The sequence below is a fragment of the Chelativorans sp. M5D2P16 genome (genome assembly GCF_034427935.1).
In the GTDB taxonomy this organism is placed as follows: Bacteria; Pseudomonadota; Alphaproteobacteria; order Rhizobiales; family Rhizobiaceae; genus Chelativorans.
Genome location: NZ_JAXQNM010000037.1, coordinates 1 through 20922 on the forward strand (window position 1 = coordinate 1; position 20922 = coordinate 20922).

Here is a 20922-nt window from a genome sequence, read left to right on the forward strand (position 1 = left end):
TCCAACGACAAGGAACAGACGGTGGGACAGACGATATTTGTTGGTCGAGAGCGGGCTGCTGGCGAGGGACGTGTTTCGGCTTCGCCGGACACGGTGAAGCGGCTTGTCGGTCTTGGCTTTTCGGTTGTGGTCGAGAAGGGTGCGGGGGTTGCCTCGCGCATTTCCGATGCCGAGTACGAGAAGGCCGGGGCGAAGGTTGGCGCGGCTTCCGATGCCGGCAAGGCCGACGTGGTCTTGAAGGTGCGGCGGCCGGAGGCGGCCGAGGTCAAGGGCTATAAAAAAGGCGCGGTGGTGATCGCCGCCATGGACCCTTACGGCCACGAGGGCGAGGTTGCGGCGCTGGCGAAGGCCGGGCTGACGGCGTTCGCCATGGAGTTCATGCCGCGCATCACGCGGGCGCAGTCGATGGACGTCTTGTCCTCGCAGGCGAACCTTGCCGGCTACCGGGCGGTGATCGATGCGGCGGCGGAATATGACCGGGCGCTGCCGATGATGATGACGGCGGCGGGCACGGTGCCGGCGGCGAAGGTGTTCGTGATGGGCGCCGGCGTGGCCGGCCTGCAGGCGATCGCCACGGCGCGGCGTCTGGGCGCGGTGGTCTCGGCGACCGACGTGCGGGCGGCGGCGGGCGAGCAGGTCGCCTCGCTCGGGGCCAAGTTCGTCATGACCGAGGCCTTGAAGGACGCCTCCGGCGAGGGCGGCTATGCGCGCGAATTGACGGACGAGGAGAAAAAGGCTCAAGGAGAGCTCGTTTCCGGGCACATCGCCAAGCAGGACATCGTGATCACCACGGCGCTGATCCCCGGCCGGCCGGCGCCGAAGCTGGTATCGGCCGAGATGGTCAAGTCCATGCGGGCTGGCTCGGTGATCGTCGATCTGGCGGTCGAGCGCGGCGGCAATGTGGAGGGCGCCAAGCCCGGCGAGGTGGTGACGACGGCGGGCGGGGTGAAGATCCTCGGCCATCTGAACGTGCCGGGCCGGGTGGCGGCCTCGGCCTCGCTTCTTTATGCGCGCAACCTCTATGCCTTCCTGGAGACGCTGGTCGACAAGGAGAAGGGGGCGCTTGCCATCGACTTCGACGACGAGCTGGTCAAGGCGACGCTTCTGACCCATGCGGGCAAGGTGGTGCATCCGAACCTTGCCGAGGCGGCCCCGGCGGCCGGCGGGGCGAAGGGCGGCGCGGCGAAGAAGCCGGCGGGCGCCCAGAGAAGCGCATCCAAGAGAGGCGCAGCCAGGACCGGCACGGCCAGGAGCACGGGCGCCAAGACCGGCACGGCCAAGACCACTACGGCCAAGTCGGGTGCCGCCAAGACGGGGGCATCCGGATCTGGCGCGGCCAAGTCGGACGCCACCAAGTCGGACGCGGCCAAGTCGGACGCGGCCAAGTCGGACGCCGCCAAGCCGAAGCAGACCGCGGCCGGCGCCGCCGCACCCGCCGGGACGGCCGGCAGCACGAACACAACGGGGGGAGAGAACTGATGGAACCCACCGCAGTCGAACGGGCGCTCGAGCAGCTCGAGCGCGCCACGGCGGGCGTGCGCGCCGCCGTCGAGAACTTCGAGGCGGCCGATGCCGCCGGCGCCCTGGCGCACGGCGCCACCGGCGGGGCGGTCGACCCCTTTGTCTTCCGCTTCGCCATCTTCGTTCTGGCGATCTTCGTCGGCTACTACGTGGTGTGGTCGGTCACGCCGGCCCTGCACACGCCTTTGATGAGCGTCACCAACGCCATCTCCTCGGTGATCGTCGTCGGCGCGCTGCTGGCCGTCGGCATCTCGGCCTCGGGGCTGGCGACCGGCTTCGGCTTCGTTGCCCTGGTGCTCGCCTCGGTCAACATCTTCGGCGGCTTCCTGGTGACCAGCCGCATGCTTTCCATGTACAAGAAGAAGGACAAGTGACGTGAACGCCGAGCTTGCTTCCTTCCTCTATCTCGTTTCCGGCATCCTGTTCATCCTGGCGCTCAGGGGCCTGTCGCACCCGACGACCAGCCGGCAGGGCAATTATTTCGGCATGGCGGGCATGGGGATCGCCATCCTGACGACGCTCGCCATCGCCACGCCGTCTGCCGGCGGGCTGGGGCTGATCGTCCTCGGGCTGGCCGCCGGCGGCGGCGCCGGCGCGGTGATCGCCCGGCGCATCCAGATGACCAAGATGCCGCAGCTCGTCGCCGCCTTCCACTCGCTCGTCGGCCTTGCCGCCGTCATGGTGGCGGCGGCCGCGCTCTATTCCCCGGAAAGCTTCGGCATCGGCACGCTGGGCGCCATCCACGCCCAGGCGCTGGTCGAGATGTCGCTCGGCGTGGCGATCGGCGCCATCACCTTCACCGGCTCCATCATCGCCTTTCTGAAGCTCGACGGGCGCATGTCGGGCAAGCCGATCCTCCTGCCGGCCCGCCATGTGGTCAATGCCGGGCTCGGCCTCGCGCTGATCGTGCTGATCGCCCTGCTGGTGACGACCCAGAGCACGACGGTGTTCTGGCTGATCGTCCTGCTGTCGCTGGCCTTGGGTGTCCTGATGATCATCCCGATCGGCGGCGCCGACATGCCGGTGGTGGTCTCGATGCTCAACTCCTATTCGGGCTGGGCGGCGGCCGGCATCGGCTTCACGCTCGGCAATCTGGCGCTGATCATCACCGGGGCGCTGGTCGGCTCGTCGGGCGCGATCCTGTCCTACATCATGTGCAAGGGCATGAACCGCTCCTTCATCTCCGTCATCCTCGGCGGCTTCGGCGGCGAGACTTCCGCCGCGGCGGACGACGGCATCGAGCGCACGGTCAAGCAGGGCTCGGCGGACGATGCGGCCTATCTGATGCAGAATGCCCAGAAGGTGATCATCGTGCCGGGCTACGGCATGGCGGTGGCCCAGGCCCAGCATGCGCTGAGAGAAATGGCCGACAAGCTGAAGGCGGCGGGCGTCGAGGTGAAATACGCCATCCATCCGGTCGCCGGCCGCATGCCCGGGCACATGAACGTGCTTCTGGCCGAGGCCCAGGTTCCTTACGACGAGGTGTTCGAGCTCGAAGACATCAACGCCGAGTTCACCCAGGCCGACATCGCCTACGTGATCGGCGCCAACGACGTCACCAACCCGGCCGCCCGCGACGACAAGGCCTCGCCCATCTACGGCATGCCGATCCTCGACGTCGACAAGGCCCGCACCTGCCTGTTCGTCAAGCGCTCCCTCGGCTCCGGCTACGCCGGCATCGACAACACCCTGTTCTACAAGGACGGAACCATGATGCTGCTCGGCGACGCAAAGAAAATGACCGAGGACATCGTCAAGGCACTCGAACAGTAGGTGCTCGTTTCAAGCAATCCGAAGCCCGGCCCTCGCGCCGGGCTTTTTCGTTGGTGGTCCCCGAGAGCCGACCGCCCTAGATATCCCGGAACGACGGACCGTGCGAACGGAGACCAGGGACATGGTTGCTCTCATCTGGCTCGGGGCACTGCTGGTCATCCTGGGCCTCATCCACATGGCCTATGTGACTCTCTGGAGCCGGCGGCTGAGCGATCCGCCGCGATCGCAGCATGGCACCGACGATACGACGCTGGAGCCTCCCAGGCAGGGGCTGCGCTTCCTCGGCTTCGGGCGCAACTGGCTGGGCGCGCTCCTGTTCGTTCTGGGCCTCCTGCTTCTGTTGTGGGGCGCGGCTTTTTAGAGCCTGTCACGCCCGGCTACAGCGTGGTGCGAAAGCAATTCCGATTTTCAGGGGGTGTCGGCGCGGGAGCCTGGGCCGCACCGTAATGCTGCTGCCCGGCACTGACATTCCCGCTTTGCTCCGGATTCCGGCCGACCTGTCTTCATCAAGCTTACGGGGCCGAGCGCAGCTGAAAGGCACTGACGCCGACGGCGATATTGAGACCTGTCTGGGCCTGCAGGCTGACCGGCTGGAGGACCAGGTTGCGGTCACCCTCGCTTACCAGGATGTTGGCGCCGCCGCCGACCCCGGCGGTCACTTCCGCGCTGGGGCCGACATAATTGCCTTCCAGCGCGCCGGGGGCGTTCGGTTCCGCCGTCGTCGGGGCCAGTACGAGCCACCGCATCACGCGTTCGCTCGTCGCTCCGATCTCGAGCCCGAAGCGGTTGACCACGCCGACATAGCTTTCCGGCGGGCGTGTGTCGTCGGCCGGCTGGAAGGTGCAGGAAAACTCCTTCGAGGAGATGACCGCCAGTTCCATCCCGCCTTCGATGATACAATCGAGGAAGCCCACTTCCGTGCGCTCCTGTGCGGCGGCGGGGAGGGCGGAGGTGGCGGCTGTAAACGCCGCGGCGGCCATGAGAACTGTGCCTTTGCGCATGATCGAGAACTCCCGTTTTTCCTGCCGGGCAAACGGAAGGAGGCGGTGTTCGTTCCAAACGGCCTTCGAGAGGCCGCGGGCCGCAGGGTGATCAGACGCTCGAGCCTTTGGTGCGCGCGAGTCCCTCGCGGGCCGGTGCGTACTCGGGGTCGAGCTGCAGCGCGCGGGCGTAGGAGCGCGCCGCACGGTCGTTCTCGCCGCGCCCTTCATAGACAAGCGCCTGGTTGGCCCAACTCTCGGCCAGGTCTTCGTTGAGGCGTATCGCGGTGTTGAAATCGCTAAAGGCGTTTTCCTCGTCGCCGATGGCGAGATAGGACAGCCCACGCCCGTTATAGGCATAAGGCTGGCTGGGCGCCAGCGAGATGGCGGAGGCGAAGTCCTCGATGGCGAACTGGTGCTGGTTGCTCGCCTGGTAAAGCAGCCCACGCCGGTAGTAGGCGCGCGGGTCGGTGGTATCGAGCTGGATCGCCTGCTCGAAATCGCTAAAGGCATCGCTCGTGCGGCCGGCCAGGCGGTAGATCTCGCCGCGGCCGATATAGGCGGCGTCGTAGCGGGGATTGAGTTCGATGGCCTTGTTGTAGTCGGCCAGCGCTTTCTGCTGGTCGCCCATATAGCGGTGGATGAGCGCCCGGTTTGCATAGGCACGGAAGGAACGCGGGTCGAGCGCGATCGCCTGATCGAAGTCCCGCAAGGCCTCGCGGTACTGGCCGGCCCGGCCGTAGGCGCTGCCACGGATGTTATAGCCTTCCGGATCGTTGGGCGTGCGCTCGATCACCGCCGTGAGCGAGGCGATGTTCTCCTCCGAGCCCTGCGCGGCATCGATCGGTGCCAGGCTGCTCAACGGTTCGGTGGTGCTGCAGGCGGCCAGCGACAGCATCGCCGTCAGGGCGAGGGCGGTTCGCCCGGCACGGAAATACCGGTTCGCGGCGGTCATCGCATCAGACATCGCAGTTCCTGTCTTTCCCTGTTGTCCCCCGCCCCCGGGCCAAAGCCGTTCAATAAAAAAGGTGGCGGCGATGAGACTCGTCGCGCCACCTTGCGCACCAAAACCGCGGAAAGAGACGAAATCTGGGCGTTCAGCGCGCCGCGGCCCGTCCGCCGATGATGCCTTCCCGCTGGGCGCGCTTGCGCGCCAGCTTGCGCGCGCGGCGGACCGCCTCGGCCTTTTCGCGGGCGCGCTTTTCGGAAGGCTTCTCGTAATGCCCGCGCATCTTCATCTCGCGGAAGATGCCTTCGCGCTGCATCTTTTTCTTGAGCGCGCGAAGCGCCTGATCAACATTGTTGTCGCGGACGAGTACCTGCACTCTCTCGTTTCCTGTCGAAGCGTTGATATCCGGTGGTCCGACCCCAGCTCGAGCGGGTTCAACACCACCATCCCGCGGCAGGATTCCACCGCAGGCTAATCGCAGATAGCAAAGTCCCGGGCTTTTGTCGAGCCCGAAAAAGGGGAACAGTACTCCGGCTTTTCGGTTAGGCCTCGCAGCGGAGAACGCGCCGAAAGGGTCTTCTTGAGGACGTCCATCTGGATAGCCATCGGCATTTTCGTCGCCGTTGCGGCATGGCTTGCAAGCGGGCTCTTGATCGACGGCCGCGGGCAGGACGAGGCGACGGAGACCCCGGCGCCGCAGCCCACCCTGGTGGCGGTCCGCCCGTCGACGGCCGAAGAAGTTCCCCAATACATCTACGCCCAGGGCGTGGCCGAGCCCTATCGCACGACGGAGGTCATCTCCACGGTCGGCGGCACGCTCGCCGCGGTGGAGGCACAGCAGGGCGACACCGTCGAGGCGGGCACGGTGCTGGCGCGGGTGCGGCTGGATGCGCGCCAGAGCCGTCTCGTCAGCACCGAGGCGCGAGTGGAAAGCCTCGAGGCGGATCTCGAGGCGCTGTTGGAACTCGAGGCGCAGGGTTTTGCAACACCGGCGCGCGTACGCGAACTGCGCTCGCAGCTCGAAGAAGCCCGCGCCGAGCTCGAGCGTGTGCGCGAGGAGATACGCGATACCACCATCGAGGCGCCGATCTCCGGCATCGTCAGCGACGTCTTCGTCAACAGCGGCGAGGCCGCGCCGGTCGGAACCTCGATCGCGCGCATCGTCGACAACGCTCCCCTGCGCGTCGCGCTCCACATTTCGCAGCGCGACATCGGCAGCGTCGATGTCGGCCGTGCGGCCGTGGTGAGCTTCGCCACCGGCGATCTCGCCAAGGGCCGGGTGTGCTTCGTGGCGCCGGCGGCCGACCCGCAGACCCGCACCTTCCGCGTCGAAATACGCGTGCCCAATGCCGAGCGACGGATCCCCTCCGTCGTCAGCACGGAGGTGCGGTTCCAGACCGGGCAGGCCGCTGCCCATTTCATCTCCCCGGCCATTCTGGCGCTGAGCGATGCGGGTGATCTCGGCGTGAAGGCGGTCAACGAAGACGGCCGGGTGCGCTTTTATCCGGTCGAGATCGTGCGCGCGCAGGGCGACGGCATCTGGGTCGGCGGCCTTCCGCAACGGCTGCGCCTGATCACCATCGGGCAAGGGTTCGTGCGTGAAGGGGAGAGCGTACGCATCCGCGAGGGGGATGGCGGGGCGGAAACCGCCGCGCGCGGGGCGGCCGGCGGCGCGCGACTGCCGACGGCCACTGTCGAATCTCCGGAATTCGAAGGCGCGGAGGCGCTCGCCGATCCACCGCCGGCGGAAGAGCTGTGCCGGGGCACGGCGGCGAATTCGATGCTAACCGGCGCAGTGCAGTCCGGTTCCCGTGGCGCGGCGGAGGTGCAGGAGGCGCAGCCGGGCTCTAGAAGCGGGAGCACGGAGGGCTTGGAACAGCCGGCGCCGAGATCGACGGCGATGCCCGATGCGGGAACTTCGCAAACGGGCATCATGCCCCGGGCGCCTTCGGTCGAGCCGAGTTCACCGGTCATACCGACGCCTTCACTGCAGCGGTCTTCGCCCCAGGGCACCGACGGTGGTCCCGAAGGTGCGAGCGGAAGCGGTGCCGCGAGCGATGCACCGCCATCTCCGTCGGGCGACACGATCGGAGGCGGCGCGCAATGAGGGCGATCATCGACGCGGCTTTCAGCCGGAACCGGGTGGTGGCCATTCTCTTCGGGCTGATCCTGGTCGCGGGTGCCTTTGCCTATACGGTCATTCCCAAGGAATCGGCGCCGGACGTTCCCATCCCCGTCATCTACGTATCGGTTGCCCAGCAGGGCATTTCGCCCGAGGACGCGGTGCGGCTTCTTTTGCGCCCGCTCGAGACGGAACTGCAGTCCATAGAAGGGCTCGACGAAATGTCTTCCGTCGCCGCCCAGGGCTACGCCGCGGTCACGCTCGAATTCATCGCCGGGTTCGACGCCGATCAGGCCGAGCAGGACGTGCGCCAGGCCGTAGACCGGGCGAGCGCGGAGCTTCCACAGGGTGCGGAAGAGCCGGTCGTGCGCGAGGTCAACGTCGCGCTGTTTCCGGTTCTCACGGTCATGCTCTCCGGCCCGATCTCGGAACGCGCGCTGATCGATCTGGCCGAAGAGTTCCAGGACCGCTTCGAAGCGCTCACCGATGTCTTGGAGGTGGATATCGGGGGTGCCCGTGACCAGGTTCTGGAAGTATTGATCGATCCGACGGCGCTCGAAAGCTACGACGTGCCCTTCGAGCAACTGCTTGCCGGTATCGAGCGCAACAATCAGCTTGTCACTGCGGGCGCCATCGACACAGGTGCGGGCAAGCTGTCGCTCAAGGTGCCCGGCGTCATCGAGAACATCGACGACGTGCGCAATATCCCGCTGAAGGTTTCCGGGGACGCGGTCGTCACGGCGGGCGATGTCGCCGTCGTGCGCCGCGGCTTCGAGGATCCGAGCGGCTTTGCCCGTATCAACGGCCAACCGGCCGTGGCACTCGAGGTCAAGAAGCGCATCGGCGCGAACATCATCGAGACGGTCGAGGCGGTGAAGGCGATCGTCGAGGACGGCCGGGACATGATCCCGCAGAGCGTGTCGGTCACCTATCTGCAGGACCAGTCGACCGAGGTGCGCGAGACGCTGAGCGATCTGCAGAACAACGTGATGGCGGCGGTCCTGCTGGTGATGATCGTCATCGTGGCCGCGCTCGGCTGGCGCAACGGGCTTCTGGTGGGACTTTCCATTCCCGGCTCCTTCCTCGCCGGCATCCTGATCATCTGGTGGATGGGGTTCACGCTCAACATCATCGTCCTTTTCAGCCTCATCCTCGTTCTCGGCATGGTGATCGATGCGGCGGTGGTCTCGACCGAACTGGCCGACCGCCGCACGGCCGGAGGTCTGGCGCCCAACGATGCATACCGGGCGGCGGCCAAGCGCATGTCCTGGCCGATTTTCGCCTCCGTGCTGACGACGCTGGTGGTGTTCTTCCCGCTTCTGTTCTGGACCGGCGTGGTCGGCGAGTTCATGAAGTTTCTCCCCATGACGGTCATCCTCGTCCTGTCCGCCTCGCTCGTCATGGGTCTGGTTTTCATCCCCGTTCTGGGTGGACTGATCGGCCGCCGCAATCCACGTGCCGCGCAGGAGGAGAAATCGCTGGCGGCCGCCGAGGAAGGCGATCTGGAGGATCTGGGCGGCTTCACCCGGGGCTATGTGGGCATCCTGCGGCGGACGTTGCGCTGGCCCGGCACCATCCTGCTTGCGACCGCGCTCCTCCTAGTTGCGGCCGTGACGGCCTACGGGTTTTTCGGCCGCGGCGTCGAGTTTTTCCCGCAGATCGAACCACGTTTCATCCAGGCGACGGTGAAGGCGCGCGACAATCTTTCCGTGCACGAGAAGGATGCGCTGGTGCGCCAGGTGGAAGATGCCGTGCTCGGCACGGAGGGGCTGGAAAATATCTATGCGCGCACGGTCGACGAAGGTGCCGGCGCCGAGAACGTCTCTGCCGATACGATCGGGATCCTGCAACTCGACCTTCTTGACTGGGACGAGCGGCCACGTGCGGCTGATATCATAGACGAGGTGCGGGCGCGCACGGCGGAGATTCCCGGGATCGATATTCTCGTGGCCGAACAGGAGGCGGGACCGGGCCAGGCCAAGCCGGTGGAACTGCGCCTTTCAGGCGGCGACGGCGAAGCCATGGAAGCGGCGGCGGAAGAGGTTCGCGCCTTGATGGAGGAATTGGGCGGCTTCACCGATGTCGCGGATGACAGGCCGGTGCCAGGTGTCGAATGGCGTCTTCTTGTCGACCGTGAGAGCGCTGCCCGTTTCGGCGCGGATGTGACGATGCTCGGGCAGGCCGTGCAGCTTCTCACCCAGGGGCTGCAGCTTGCCGAATACCGGCCGCCGGACGTGGAGGACGCGGTCGACATCCGCGTGCGCTTTCCCGCCCGCGAGCGCACGCTGGACGGTCTTTCGCGTCTGACCGTGCCCACCGAGCGCGGCCAGACGCCGATCACCAATTTCGTGACGATAGAGCCCGCGCCGCGCACGGGCATCATCCATCGCGTCGGCTCTCGGCGCGTGGTGACGGTCGAAGCCGATGTCGCGGAAGGTCTGCTTCCGGCCGAAAAGACCGCCGAGCTTCAAAGCGCTATCCAGGAGGCCGGTCTTCCGGCGGGCGTGACGGCCGAATTCGTTGGACAGCAGGAGGAAATCCGCGACGCCCAGAATTTTCTTTTGAGCGCTTTCCTCGCTGCCATCGCGCTCATGTTCCTGGTGATCGTCACCCAGCTCAACAGCATCTACCAGGCGCTGGTCGTGATGAGCGCGATCGTCTTTTCCATCGCCGGCGTGATGATCGGGCTCCTGATCACAGGACGGCCTTTCGGCGTCGTCATGGGCGGGATCGGCGTGATCGCGCTGGGTGGCATCGTCGTCAACAACAACATCGTCCTGATCGACACTTACAACGAGATGCGCGCCAAGGGCTATGAGATGCGCGAGGCAGCGGTTCGCACCGGTGCCCAGCGCCTGCGACCGGTGCTTCTCACTTCCGTCACCGACATTCTGGCGTTGATGCCGATGGTGCTGGCGCTCAATATCGATCTGCTCAATCGCCAGATCAAGTATCGCGCGCCGTCCACCCAGTACTGGACGGAACTTTCGACCACGGTGGCCGGTGGATTGGCCTTCGCTACCTTCCTGACGTTGATCCTGACCCCTTGCATGCTCCTGCTGGGCCACCGCGTGCACGAGCGGGTCGCACGCCTCCGGCAGCGCTGGTCCGGCCGGAGGGAAGCCGAAGCGGCGGAATGAAGACGGCTGCAGCCCCTCGTGGTTCGACAGGCTCACCATGAGGGCGAAGGCCAAAATTATCCTGCACAGGTTTAGGTACGATTGATCGACACGCCGCCATCGGCGAGCATGGCCGATCCGGTTACGAAACTGGCCGCATCGGAGGCGAGGAAGAGCGCGGCGCGGGCGATCTCCTCCGGTTTCGCCACCCGCTTGAGTCCGTGCAGTCCTTCGACGAACGCTCTTTGCTCCGCCGTCTTGAAGGTGGCGGCCGGCGTGTCCGTGCCGCCCGGCAGGAGGGCGTTCACGCGAATGCCCTTCGGCCCGTATTCGGCGGCCAACACCTGGCTGAGCCCCACGAGGCCCGCTTTCGACGCCGCATAGGCGCTCATCCCCGGCATGCCGACCGTGTGCCCGACGAAGCTGGAGGTGAAGACGAGGGCGCCGCCGCCACGCTCCAGCATGGCCGGAATCTGGTGCTTGGCGGCGAGGAAGGCAGCCGTGAGGTTTACCGTCAGCGTCTCTTCCCATTGCGCGCGCTCCAGCTCCGTCACCGGGGCCAGCGCCCCGACGATGCCCGCATTGTTGAAGGCGATGTCGAGGCCGCCGAAGTGCTCCCGCGCATGGGCCACGAGCGCTTCGGCGTGCGCTTCGTCGGCCACGTCGCCGGCGAGTGCGGTGGCTTCTCCGCCCGCCGCGCGAATTTCCGCCGTCAGAGCCTCCAGCTCGGATTTGCGCCGCGCGCTGACAATGAGCCGTGCGCCGGCTTCGGCAAAGAGTTTCGCCGCCGCCCGCCCGATGCCGGAGCTGGCTCCGGTGACGATGGCGACCTTGTTTTCCAGTGAAGACATTTTTGCATCCTTTCGCTATTGCACCGGCCGTTTGCCTGCACATCGCCTTGCTCGCAGACGCAGGGTGGGGCGGGCCACCCGAAAACCGGCCCGCGCGACCTGGCGCAGAACGGCAGTACCGTTGCAATCAGCGGTTCGGGAACCTGGAACCTTGCTCCTGCGTTGCCGTGAAAAAGGAACCCGTCTCATGCCTCGACCCGACAAGCGCAATGACCGTGATGCTCCCGACTCCCAGGAACGCGAAGAAGAGTTGGAAGAAGGCCTGGAAGAGACCTTCCCCGCCAGCGATCCCGTGTCGGTGACGCGCGCCACGAGGACCGGCGCTCCCGGTGAGCTCGCGAAGAAGCGAAAACGCGCCGTGCAGCACGACGCGGAAGATGAGAATCTTGAAATAGGCCTGGAGGACACCTTTCCGGCCAGCGACCCCGTGTCAGCGACCACGAGCACCCATGCTGGGCCGCCGGGAAAGAAGAAATAGCCACCGCGAGGGCATGTTTCGGCCTCTTTTGTCCTTCCTGGCATTTCCTCCGAGACGAGTTCTTGCCGAGCGCTGCTCACCCGCTTTGCGCGTGCGCCCACGCGTTGCACGGCAAGACGAGGGCGGTCGCTTCCCGATGGTGGCCGTCGACCAGATTTTCTTGCAATATGCGTTGAACTGTTATTGAATTTTTGAAGGCGATGATCGCCGATCAGAACACCCGCTGGCGTATTCGCCGCTTTTAGTCAGGATATCGACGGATGTACGATCCCGCCGCTAGGCAGGCCAGCTATCTGGTCGGTGCAAAGGAGCTTTTGCAGGGCCTCCGTCACGGCGGAGTGGGGGTCTGGCGGTGGCGGGTTGATGGCGACGAACTGTTGTGGACCGACAATCTCGAATCCGTGCACGAGGATGACAATGTCGCCTATGACGGCACGCTCGAGAGCTTTCGCCGCGATCTTCATCCCGAAGATTTCGACCGCGTGTGGAAGGCGGTTTCCGAGGCCGTGGCCGATCGCGCCGATTACAACGTCGTCTACCGTACCCGTCCCAAGGCCGACGGCACCTTCCGCTGGATCGAGGCCCGCGGCGGACTGGTGTCGGAGGACGGTGTCACCTGGCTCACCGGCATCTGCCTGGACGTCACGGATCGCGTTGAAGCGGAGCACGAGCTGCAGCGCCGGCTGAGGCAGCAGAAGGCGATTGAGGAATTCGGCAGCTTTGCCATCGGCGAGTCGAGCCTTGAGGCCGTGACGGACAGGGCGGTGAGGATCGCCGCCGAGGTGCTCGAAGTGCCATTGTCGGAGATTCTGCAGTTCGAAGACCAGGGCCACCAACTGCGGCTGATCGCCGGTGTGGGCTGGAACGAAGGTCTGGTGGGACGCGGCACCATCGGCGTCGACCGGGACTCCCAGGCAGGGTTCACCCTTTTGGAGAACCGTCCGGTCGTGGTGGACGATCTGCGCACGGAGACCCGTTTCAGCGGGCCGGAAGACCTGCATGTTCACGGTGTGGTCAGCGGGATGAGCACTGTGATCGCCGGCGCGGCCGGCAGGCCCTTCGGCATATTCGGGGTGCATACGCGGGAGCTGCGGCGTTTCGACCGTGCCGACACGGAGTTTCTGACCGCGCTCGCCAACATCGTTGCCAACAGTGTACGGCAGATCGCCGCCGTCGATCATCGTCTGCTGCTGGTGCGCGAAATGGCGCACCGGGCAGGCAATCTGTTGCAACTCGTCGATACGCTGGCGCATCGGACCTTTTCTCCCGACCGCGATCTCGACGAAGCCCACCGCATATTCTCCAGCAGGCTGAGTTCCCTTTCACGCGCCAACTACCTGATTGCCAAGGGCGGCTGGTCGCTGACGCGCTTTTCGGCCCTGGCGAAAGAAACGCTGGAGCCCTTTCGCGAGCGTGTGCGCCTCGACGGGGAAGACGTGCTGCTGCCGCCGGAGTTGTGCTTCGATCTCGGTCTCGTGCTGCACGAACTGTCCACAAATGCCGTCAAGTATGGCTGCCTCGCTTCGGAAGAGGGTATGGTCGACCTGCGCTGGTCAGTGGTCGACGATGCCGAAGGGGAGAAATGCTTCAGGCTGGAATGGCGCGATGAAACGGCAGCCGGCCACGCGCACGGACACGGAACCGGGTTCGGTTCCAAGCTTATGCAACTTATCATCGAGCGTAAATGGAGCGGGACGATCGAATCGCCCGCCACGAGCGGCTATCGCTTCGCATTCCTGATTCCGCTGTCGGCCGGAGCAAGGTGCCTGCCGGAAGACCAATAGCCGCCACCGTCTTCGACGGCCCTGCGCCGCCATGTTCGCGGTGCGCGGTGGGGCTTGCCGAATCGTCCGTTCGTGTGCATCCATAGTAAGGGGCGCAGCAGTCGGATCGGCGTTTTCGTGAACTATTTTGCTGCAGCGCTTGCCCGCCGCGATCAGGAAGTGGGCGAAGGTTTCGTCCTCGAGTCGGCCAGACGCTCGCTGCTCGAGCACTACGGGCATTTCGCTCTTGCCTATTCCGTGGCGTTTCAGCCGGGGTTGCTGCGCTTTGGCGATGAGACCGGCTTCATCGCCTATCGGATGGTGGGCCGCACGGCCTTTGCACTTGCCGATCCGCTGGCGCCGCGCGCGCAATGGGAGCGCCTCGTTGACGCCTTCGTGGCGCAGAAGGAGGATGTGACGTTCTGGCAGGTCTCGCACGGGATGGCCGCGATCCTCGCCGGGCGCGGTTTCAGCGTCAACGAATTGGGCCTGGAGAACTGGATCGATCTCGACGGATATGATTTTTCGGGGCCGAGGAAGCGCAGTTTCCGCACCGCCGAAAACCGGCTCACCCGAAGCGGGCACCGCGTCGCGGAGATGCCGCTGGGTGTGTTCGATCCTGCCCGGCTGGAAGCCATATCGCTCGGCTGGCGCCGCACGCGGACGACCAAGCGGCGCGAGCTTTCCTTTCTCGTGCGCCCCGTCGTGCTTCATGACGAGCCGGGCGTGCGCAAGTTCTTCCTGCTCGATCGTGACGACAAGCCGGTCGCGTTCGCATTCTTCGACCCGCTCTATGAAGAAGGCAGGATTGTCGGCTATCTCTCGGCGACACGCCGCTGGCTTCCGGATGCCGACCCCCTGTCGGCCTATTTCCTGGTGCGTCGGGCAATCGAGACGTTCCAGCATGAAGGCGTTCCCCGCCTTTATTTCGGGCTCATGCCCTTCCATCGGATTGAAGACAAGGAGTTCACCAAGGACTGGCTGACGCGGCGGGCCTTTCGCTTCATCTACACGAATCCGATCGCCCAGCGCCTGGTCTATCCCACCCAGACGCTGGCCAGGCACAAGGAAGGCTACGGCGGCGAAAGCCGCCAGACCTACTGTGCCATGAACAAGATTCCGTCCCTGCCGCGGCTTTTGAAGCTCATCCGCGCCTGCGGGGTCGTGTAGGCGAGGTTCACCTGCCTTCGTGGGCAGCCTCCAGGCCGGCGATGTCGAACTTCACCATCTTCAACATCGCCTCGGTGAGGCACCTTCGCCTGCGGCGCCCAGGCCGGGGGCGCTGCATCGAGGGCGTTTCCGTCACACCGCCGTGATGCCGCCGTCGGCGGCCAGTGCCTGGCCGGTCATGAAGCTGTTGGCCGGGTCGGCGGCGAACAGGATGACGTTCAGCACCTCGTCGACCTCCGCCAGCCGCTTCATGGGCACGCCGCGCGTCAGGCCGGCCTCTGCCCTGGTGCTTGCGACAGGAGACATCTTCAGCGTTTCCGTCACCATCTCCGTGCGCGAAAAGGAGGGGCACACGGCGTTGATGCGGATGCCCCTGGTGGCGTATTCGGCGGCGGCAGCGCGCGTCAGGCCGATGACCCCGTGCTTTGCAGCGGTATAGGCGGCAAGGCGCGGCGCGCCGGCGAGCCCGGCCACCGATGCGACGTTGACGATGGCACCCTTGCGTCCGCTGGCGCGGTGCTGCCGTTCCATCACCGGCAACTGGTGCTTCATCGCATAGAAGACACCCATCAGGTCGACGTCGATGACGCGGCGGGCCTCCTCCGAGGGGATGAGATGGAGCTTCACGAAGGTCTGGGCGATTCCGGCATTGTTGATGGCGATGTCGAGCCCGCCGAAGCGCTCGCGGGCCAGGTTGACCAGCCCTTCCGAGAGGCTTTCGTCGACCACGTCGCCGGGCAGCACCGCCGTCTCCGCATCCAGCGAAGCCGCGAGAGCTTCGAGGCTCGCCTTGTCGAGGTCCGACAGGACGAGACGCGCGCCCGCTGCGGCGAGCTTTTTTGCCAGAGGCCGGCCGAAGCCCCCGGTTGCTCCCGTCAAGAGAACCGTCAGCCCGTCAAAGCACGCCATTCAGCGCCCCTTTTTCCCGGTTGCGCGGCAGGCTCGTGGCGGTATTGCGTTCACCCGCTCCAGATTGCATCGACCGGTTTCCTCATCGATTTGTTGGGCGAAAAGGCGCTCGACAGCGGTTCACCGGCCTTTTCCCGGTTTGCGGCTGCGGCGTCAAGCATGCTTTCACGAAAGGCGACGGCGGGCCGGAGTGGGCGCTCACGCCGCATCTTCCCCTGTCCGGTCCGGCATGGCCAATGTCAGCCATCGCGCGGTGAGGGCGGGCTTGGGACTGTTCTCGATTTCCACCGTCACGTCGTAATGGGATTCGACGATGCCCGACGGTCGCACCTTCATCTCGGCCAGCGCGAAGCGGGCGCGAATACGAGCGCCCGATTTCACCGGGTTCAGGAACCGGACGCGGTCAAAGCCGAAATTCACGCCCATCTGCGCGCCCTCGAGCCGCGGGACCGCCTCGAAAATCATAGTGGAAAGCAGGGACAAGGAAAGGAAGCCGTGGGCGATGGTGCCGCCATAGGGCGTTTCGCGGGCGGCCCGCTCGGGGTCGGTGTGAATGAACTGGTAGTCGTCGGTCGCGGCGGCGAACTGGTCGATCATCTTCTGCGACACCGTGCGCCAGTTGGAAATGCCCACCTCCTGGCCCACCATCGCCTTGGCTTCGTCAATCCCTATCGTTTCCATCCCTAACCAATCACTCTCCATTTGCCACCGCGCCCGCCGATTCGCCCGACGGGCACCAATCCCATGCTGCACCGGTGACGCGCCGTCAATCAGCATGGGGAGCGCGCATGGTCGCCTGCCGCCCAGCGCACAGATACCGTGCTGTGCCGGCGATGTCATGAGGGTGCTTGAGAGCGGTGTTCGTATGGTGCGGCGCCGTGCCGCGCGCCGGTGCCTATCGGGACTGCGACGCCGCGTGCTTCAGCTCGCGTTCGAGGCGGGCCTCCTCCTCCACCTTCGGCGTTATGAAGCGGCCGAGAAGGAGATAGGCGACGGGAGTGAGATAGAGGGTGGAGAGCGCCGAGAGGCCCAGCCCGCCGACGATCACCCAGCCGAGTGCGATGCGCGCCTCGGCCCCTGCGCCACTCGCCAGCACCAGCGGCACGCCGCCGACCACGGTGCAGATCATCGTCATGGCGACGGGGCGCAGACGAATGAGCGAGGCCTGCTCGATCGCCTCGCGCACCTTCAGTCCGCGGTCGCGCAGCTGGTTGGCGAATTCGACGATCAGGATTCCGTTCTTGGCCATGATGCCGACGAGCAGCACCAGCCCGATCTGGCTGTAGACGTTCAGGCTCGTGCCGGTCAGAAGCAGGGCGAAAACCGCGCAGGCGAGCCCGAGCGGTACGGTGGCCATGATGATGAGTGCGCTGACGAAGCTTTCGAACTGTGCGGCGAGCACCAGAAGGATGATGACCACGGCAAAGCCGAAGATCGTCAGCATGCTGTTGCCGGTCTCGCCGAGCGTCGCCGCCTCGGCCAGCGGGATGATGCGCGCGCCGGGGGGCAGGTGGGGCTCGGCGATTTCCTTTGCCCGTGCAAGCGCCGCGCCGAGGGCGAATTCGTCGCCGAGCCCGGATGTGATCTCCACCACGCGCATCTGCGACTCGCGGTCGAGCGAAGGCGGCACCGGCTCCTCGCGCAGCGTCGTGATGGTGGAGAGCGGCACGAAGCGTCCGTCGCCGGTCCTGACGAAGATGTTCTCGAGGTCGGTCGGATCGTTGACCGGGTTGGTGGACGAGAGAAGCTTCACGTCGAAGCTCTTGTCGTCGATGAAGATCGAAGCGACCTGCCTGCCGTCGAGCAGCGCCTGGATGGCTTCGCCCATGCCGTCGATGCTGATTCCCAGGTCGGTGGCGCGCTGGCGGTCGATATCGATCTTGAGCTGCGGCTGCGTGGCGTCTTCGGAAAGGCGCGGGCGGTCGAAGCGCGGATCCTTCTCCATCTCCGCGACGATGGTCATGGCCACGTCCGTCAGCTTTTCGTAATTGCTTCCGGCGACGGCGAAACGAAGGCCGCTGCCGGAGCCGCGGATGCCCAGGCTGTTCGGCTGAAAGGCGAAGGCGCGCACACCGGGCACGCGGGCGGCCAGCACGTTCACCTCGTCCAGGATCTCCTGCTGGCTGCGTTCGCGCTCTTCCCATGGGGCTAGGCCCAGGACGAGGAAGGCGCTGTTGGTGCTGCCGCGTCCGGTGATGGAGAAGGTGCTGCGGATTTCGCCGCGCTCGCGCAAGGGCTCGATCAACCCCTCGATCTGCCGCATCTTGCCGGCAAGATAGTCGAGGCTGACGCCCTGCGGAGCGGAAACGCGCATGAAGGCGACCGAACGGTCCTCATTCGGCGTGAGCTCCGATTTCACCGTGCCGAACAGCCCGTAGGCCGTGGCCGCGAAGAGCGCGGAGACGAGCAGCACCACGGCGGGGGCGTTGAGGCAGAAGCGCAGCGTCCTCTCGTAAAGACGCGCAAGGACACCGCCGAAACGTTCGATCACTCCGGGCCGTCTCTCCTCCGCCTCAACGTCACCGGTGGCGAGGAGGCGCGAGGCCAGCATCGGGCACAGCGACAGCGCGACGATCGAGGACAGGAACACGGCGATCGCCAGAACGAAGCCGAACTCGCGGAACAGGCCTCCGGCCTGGCCGGGGAGAAAGGAAAGGGGCACGAACACCGCAACCAGCGTGGCCGTGGTGGCGATGACGGCGAAGAAGACTTCCTCGGTGCCGAGGGTTGCGGCGGCCCGCGGCCCGATGCCCTGGTTGCGCCGCCGGACGATGTTTTCCAGCACCACGATGGCGTCGTCCACCACGAGACCGGTTGCCAGGACCAGCGCCAGCAGGGTGAGGATGTTGATCGAGAACCCCGCCAGGTAGATGGCCGCGACCGTGCCGATGAGCGCGACGGGGATCGCCACGCCCGGAATGATGGTCGCCCGCACATCGCGCAGGAACAGATAGATGACGAGCAGCACGATCGTCACCGAAATGCCGAGGGCGATTTCCACTTCGTGGATGGCGCCGCGGATGAAGGTGGCGTCGTCGCTGGTGACGGCTATGCTTATACCCTCGGGCAGGATGGGCCTCAACTCCTCCACCGCCGCGCGCACGCCGGTCGAGATGTCGAGGGTGTTCGACTGCGCCTGGCGCACGATGCCGAGGCCGATGCCGGGCTTGCCGTTGGAGCGAAGGCGGCTTTCGCCGATATCGGGCCCGAGCGTCACCGTCGCCACGTCGCCCAATCGCACGTTGCGCGTCAGTTGGATGGCTTCCAGGTCCTCCGGCGTGGTGATCGAAGCCGTCGCGCGCACGACGAGGTCCTGCGTGTTGTTGGTCAGGGATCCCGCGGGGCTGTCGAAGGCGACGCTGGACAGCGCGTTGCCGATGTCGCCGACCGTCATGCCGAGGCTTGCGAGCCGGGCCTGGTCGATGTCGACGCGGAAGATCTTGTCCCGATCGCCGTAGACCTGGACGCTCGCGACCCCGGGGACGGCGGCGAACCTGTCGACGATCTCGTCCTCCACATAGACGGTCATGTCCTCCACGCTCATCGTCTCGGAGGTGACCGCCAGGCGCAGGACAGGTTGCGCATCGTCGTCGGCCTTGACGATGGTCGGCGTGTCGGCATCGTCGGGCAACTGGCTCTGAATCTGCCCGACCGCGTCGCGCACGTCCGAGGCGGCGGTATCCAGGTTCACGCTCTCGCGGAACTCGATCGTTATCCGGCTCCTGCCGAACGAGGATGAGGAGGAGATGGCGGAAACGCCGGCGATGCGCGAGACCGCGCCCTCGATGACGGCGGTGATCTCCCGGTCGATGGTTTCGGCGGCCGCGCCGTCGAAGCGCGTGGTGACGGAAATGACCGGGCGGTCGACATCGGGCAGCTCGCGCACCTCGACCCCGAACAGCGCGGCCAGGCCGGCCACCGCGATCAGCGTGTTCACCACGAAAGCGAAGACGGGACGGCGGATGAAGAGCGCCGTGATGCCCCGGCTGGCCTGATCGGTGTTCCCCGCGGTCATCGGCGCATCCCTCACGAGCCGCGCACGGCGAGGTCGTTGTCCCCGCCGCCGGCGATCGGCACACCCTCGCGCACGGCATGCACCCCTTCGACCACGACCTGGTCTCCTTCGGCGAACTCACCCTCGACGAGAATCGCGTCGGCGTTGCGCTGGACGATCTCCACCGGCGTGCGCTGCGCTATGCCCTCGCGTACCACCCAGACATAGGCACCGTCGGTGCCCCACTGGACGGACAGCGGATCGACCGCGGGAAAGGTCTCACCTTCGAAGCGCATGCTGATCCGGAAGGCCATGCCCGAGCGCAGCGTATCGGCCGGATTCTCGATCAGCGCCTGGATGCGGATCGTCCGGCTTTCCGGGTCGACCTGGTTGTCGATCGCGCGGACGGTGCCGCGATAGGACTCGTTCGGCCGCGCGACGGAGGACGCCGTCAGCGCCGCACCGATCGTTATCGCCGGCGCGTACCGTTCCGGTGCCCAGAAATCGACGAGGATCTGCGAACGGTCGGCAATGGTGGCGATCTCGTCGGAGGAGGTGACATAGTCACCCGGAGAAACCGGCAATATGCCCACCACGCCGTTGATCGGCGCCACGATCCGGCGCCGCTCCAGCGCCAGGCGCGCCGTGCGCAGCTCGAGCTCGGCATTGCGCACCGCCAACTCCGCGTCGGTCTGCTGGACGGCGGTCACGGTATTGCTCGAGCGCAGCTCGATGACACGCTCCAGGCGTGCGCGCGCGTCGTCGAGGGCGAGTTCGGCGCGGTCGACCGCGATGCTTTCGACTTCCCAGTCCAGACGGGCGATCTCATCGCCGGCCGCGACGTCCGCGCCCGATTCGACGAGGATCTCCGTCAGCCTTCCCGCCGTGAAGGGCCGCACCGCCACCGTATGGAGCGCGCTGCCCGTGCCGATGGCGGTCAGGCGGTCGTTGATGGTGGCGCTGGTCACCGGCTTGGCGATGACGGGGCTCTGTATGCCGCCGGGCCCGCCAATGCCTCCGCTCCCGCCGTGCCGTCTTTCCTCCTGTGAAATGGCCGCTTCGGCCGGACCCTCCGCAAGTCCCCAATGGCTGGCGATTTCCGCCGCGCCGGGAAAGAAGCGATACCAAAGGGCGGCCGCGACCATGAGGATCAGGAGGCTCAAAAGGGCCTGCTTCCACCAGGACATTCAGTTCTCCAATGCACGGTCTCGGGAGCAACGGAGGGTTGAAAATGACCCCGTAGCCCAAACCGATGCGTACACCATATGTACGGCAAGATTGGGTCTGATTTCA

Annotated in this window: 17 protein-coding genes; 9 read left to right on the forward strand and 8 right to left on the reverse strand. The window is 66.0% G+C overall.

Annotation, left to right across the window (positions count from 1 at the left end; all coding sequences use genetic code 11):
• The first annotated feature begins 21 nt into the window (after window positions 1–21).
• From SIN08_RS17360 to SIN08_RS17375, 4 genes are all read left to right on the forward strand, one after another.
• Window positions 22–1479, forward strand: coding sequence for a Re/Si-specific NAD(P)(+) transhydrogenase subunit alpha (locus SIN08_RS17360; protein WP_322449552.1), 1458 nt, complete (start codon window positions 22–24; stop codon window positions 1477–1479).
• Entirely contained in the window at window positions 1479–1895 is a 417-nt protein-coding gene (locus SIN08_RS17365; protein ID WP_322449553.1) for an NAD(P) transhydrogenase subunit alpha, read from the forward strand. The genes SIN08_RS17360 and SIN08_RS17365 overlap by 1 nt, the downstream gene beginning before the upstream one ends.
• Before the next feature lies 1 nt (window position 1896).
• Window positions 1897–3294, forward strand: a complete 1398-nt coding sequence (locus tag SIN08_RS17370) for an NAD(P)(+) transhydrogenase (Re/Si-specific) subunit beta (RefSeq protein WP_322449554.1) — start codon at window positions 1897–1899, stop codon at window positions 3292–3294.
• Window positions 3295–3415: 121 nt separating this feature from the next.
• Window positions 3416–3655 carry a hypothetical protein gene (locus SIN08_RS17375; RefSeq protein ID WP_322452863.1) on the forward strand — a complete coding sequence of 80 codons (240 nt, stop codon included), beginning with the start codon at window positions 3416–3418 and terminating at the stop codon, window positions 3653–3655.
• A 151-nt stretch (window positions 3656–3806) separates the two neighbouring features.
• On the opposite strand, the gene SIN08_RS17380 is transcribed toward SIN08_RS17375, so the two are convergent.
• The 3 genes from SIN08_RS17380 to rpsU form a co-directional block, all read right to left on the reverse strand.
• A complete protein-coding gene (locus tag SIN08_RS17380; RefSeq protein WP_322452864.1) occupies window positions 3807–4295 on the reverse strand; it encodes a DUF992 domain-containing protein in 489 nt (162 codons plus the stop codon).
• Window positions 4296–4386: 91 nt separating this feature from the next.
• Window positions 4387–5241: a tetratricopeptide repeat protein gene (locus SIN08_RS17385; RefSeq protein ID WP_322452865.1), complete on the reverse strand. Its 855-nt coding sequence runs from the start codon at window positions 5239–5241 to the stop codon at window positions 4387–4389.
• 130 nt (window positions 5242–5371) lie between these two features.
• The gene (gene rpsU, locus SIN08_RS17390; RefSeq protein ID WP_322452866.1) at window positions 5372–5599 is read right to left on the reverse strand and encodes a 30S ribosomal protein S21; all 228 of its coding nucleotides are present in this window, start codon (window positions 5597–5599) and stop codon (window positions 5372–5374) included.
• 204 nt (window positions 5600–5803) lie between these two features.
• Here rpsU and SIN08_RS17395 point away from each other — a divergent pair, with 204 nt between their 5' ends.
• Together SIN08_RS17395 and SIN08_RS17400 are read left to right on the forward strand one after the other, a co-directional pair.
• Window positions 5804–7330, forward strand: a complete 1527-nt coding sequence (locus tag SIN08_RS17395) for an efflux RND transporter periplasmic adaptor subunit (RefSeq protein WP_322452867.1) — start codon at window positions 5804–5806, stop codon at window positions 7328–7330.
• Window positions 7327–10485, forward strand: coding sequence for an efflux RND transporter permease subunit (locus tag SIN08_RS17400; RefSeq protein WP_322452868.1), 3159 nt, complete (start codon window positions 7327–7329; stop codon window positions 10483–10485). Before SIN08_RS17395 ends, SIN08_RS17400 begins: the two co-directional genes overlap by 4 nt.
• 71 nt (window positions 10486–10556) lie before the next feature.
• Here the strand turns inward: SIN08_RS17400 and SIN08_RS17405 are convergent, their stop codons facing one another.
• Complete coding sequence (locus SIN08_RS17405; RefSeq protein WP_322452869.1) at window positions 10557–11315, reverse strand: SDR family oxidoreductase; 759 nt, start codon at window positions 11313–11315, stop codon at window positions 10557–10559.
• Window positions 11316–11502: 187 nt separating this feature from the next.
• On the opposite strand from SIN08_RS17405, the gene SIN08_RS17410 reads away from it, so the two are divergent.
• From SIN08_RS17410 to SIN08_RS17420, 3 genes are all read left to right on the forward strand, one after another.
• Window positions 11503–11793 (forward strand): hypothetical protein, encoded by a 291-nt coding sequence (locus SIN08_RS17410; RefSeq protein WP_322452870.1) that lies wholly within the window; start codon window positions 11503–11505, stop codon window positions 11791–11793.
• A 260-nt stretch (window positions 11794–12053) separates the two neighbouring features.
• The gene (locus SIN08_RS17415) at window positions 12054–13577 is read left to right on the forward strand and encodes a sensor histidine kinase (RefSeq protein ID WP_322452871.1); all 1524 of its coding nucleotides are present in this window, start codon (window positions 12054–12056) and stop codon (window positions 13575–13577) included.
• A gap of 117 nt (window positions 13578–13694) precedes the next feature.
• Entirely contained in the window at window positions 13695–14726 is a 1032-nt protein-coding gene (locus SIN08_RS17420) for a DUF2156 domain-containing protein (RefSeq protein WP_322452872.1), read from the forward strand.
• A gap of 132 nt (window positions 14727–14858) precedes the next feature.
• Here SIN08_RS17420 and SIN08_RS17425 read toward each other — a convergent pair whose 3' ends face one another.
• From SIN08_RS17425 to SIN08_RS17440, 4 genes are all read right to left on the reverse strand, one after another.
• On the reverse strand, window positions 14859–15635 hold the full coding sequence (locus SIN08_RS17425) for an SDR family NAD(P)-dependent oxidoreductase (RefSeq protein WP_322452873.1): 777 nt from the start codon (window positions 15633–15635) through the stop codon (window positions 14859–14861).
• Window positions 15636–15833: 198 nt separating this feature from the next.
• Entirely contained in the window at window positions 15834–16316 is a 483-nt protein-coding gene (locus tag SIN08_RS17430) for a MaoC family dehydratase (RefSeq protein ID WP_322452875.1), read from the reverse strand.
• Between the two features lie 214 nt (window positions 16317–16530).
• Window positions 16531–19650 (reverse strand): efflux RND transporter permease subunit, encoded by a 3120-nt coding sequence (locus SIN08_RS17435; RefSeq protein ID WP_322452876.1) that lies wholly within the window; start codon window positions 19648–19650, stop codon window positions 16531–16533.
• An 11-nt stretch (window positions 19651–19661) separates the two neighbouring features.
• Window positions 19662–20816, reverse strand: a complete 1155-nt coding sequence (locus tag SIN08_RS17440; RefSeq protein WP_322452877.1) for an efflux RND transporter periplasmic adaptor subunit — start codon at window positions 20814–20816, stop codon at window positions 19662–19664.
• Window positions 20817–20922: the final 106 nt, after the last annotated feature.

What these genes read in the sequence shown, in the direction of transcription:
- SIN08_RS17435 (WP_322452876.1), bottom strand. Translation starts at nt 19,650, where the DNA reads ATGACCGCGGGGAACACCGATCAGGCCAGCCGGGGCATCACGGCGCTC.
- SIN08_RS17430 (WP_322452875.1), bottom strand. Translation starts at nt 16,316, where the DNA reads ATGGAAACGATAGGGATTGACGAAGCCAAGGCGATGGTGGGCCAGGAG.
- SIN08_RS17365 (WP_322449553.1), top strand. Translation starts at nt 1,479, where the DNA reads ATGGAACCCACCGCAGTCGAACGGGCGCTCGAGCAGCTCGAGCGCGCC.
- SIN08_RS17425 (WP_322452873.1), bottom strand. Translation starts at nt 15,635, where the DNA reads ATGGCGTGCTTTGACGGGCTGACGGTTCTCTTGACGGGAGCAACCGGG.
- SIN08_RS17380 (WP_322452864.1), bottom strand. Translation starts at nt 4,295, where the DNA reads ATGCGCAAAGGCACAGTTCTCATGGCCGCCGCGGCGTTTACAGCCGCC.
- SIN08_RS17400 (WP_322452868.1), top strand. Translation starts at nt 7,327, where the DNA reads ATGAGGGCGATCATCGACGCGGCTTTCAGCCGGAACCGGGTGGTGGCC.
- SIN08_RS17375 (WP_322452863.1), top strand. Translation starts at nt 3,416, where the DNA reads ATGGTTGCTCTCATCTGGCTCGGGGCACTGCTGGTCATCCTGGGCCTC.
- SIN08_RS17405 (WP_322452869.1), bottom strand. Translation starts at nt 11,315, where the DNA reads ATGTCTTCACTGGAAAACAAGGTCGCCATCGTCACCGGAGCCAGCTCC.
- SIN08_RS17385 (WP_322452865.1), bottom strand. Translation starts at nt 5,241, where the DNA reads ATGTCTGATGCGATGACCGCCGCGAACCGGTATTTCCGTGCCGGGCGA.
- SIN08_RS17440 (WP_322452877.1), bottom strand. Translation starts at nt 20,816, where the DNA reads ATGTCCTGGTGGAAGCAGGCCCTTTTGAGCCTCCTGATCCTCATGGTC.
- SIN08_RS17410 (WP_322452870.1), top strand. Translation starts at nt 11,503, where the DNA reads ATGCCTCGACCCGACAAGCGCAATGACCGTGATGCTCCCGACTCCCAG.
- SIN08_RS17415 (WP_322452871.1), top strand. Translation starts at nt 12,054, where the DNA reads ATGTACGATCCCGCCGCTAGGCAGGCCAGCTATCTGGTCGGTGCAAAG.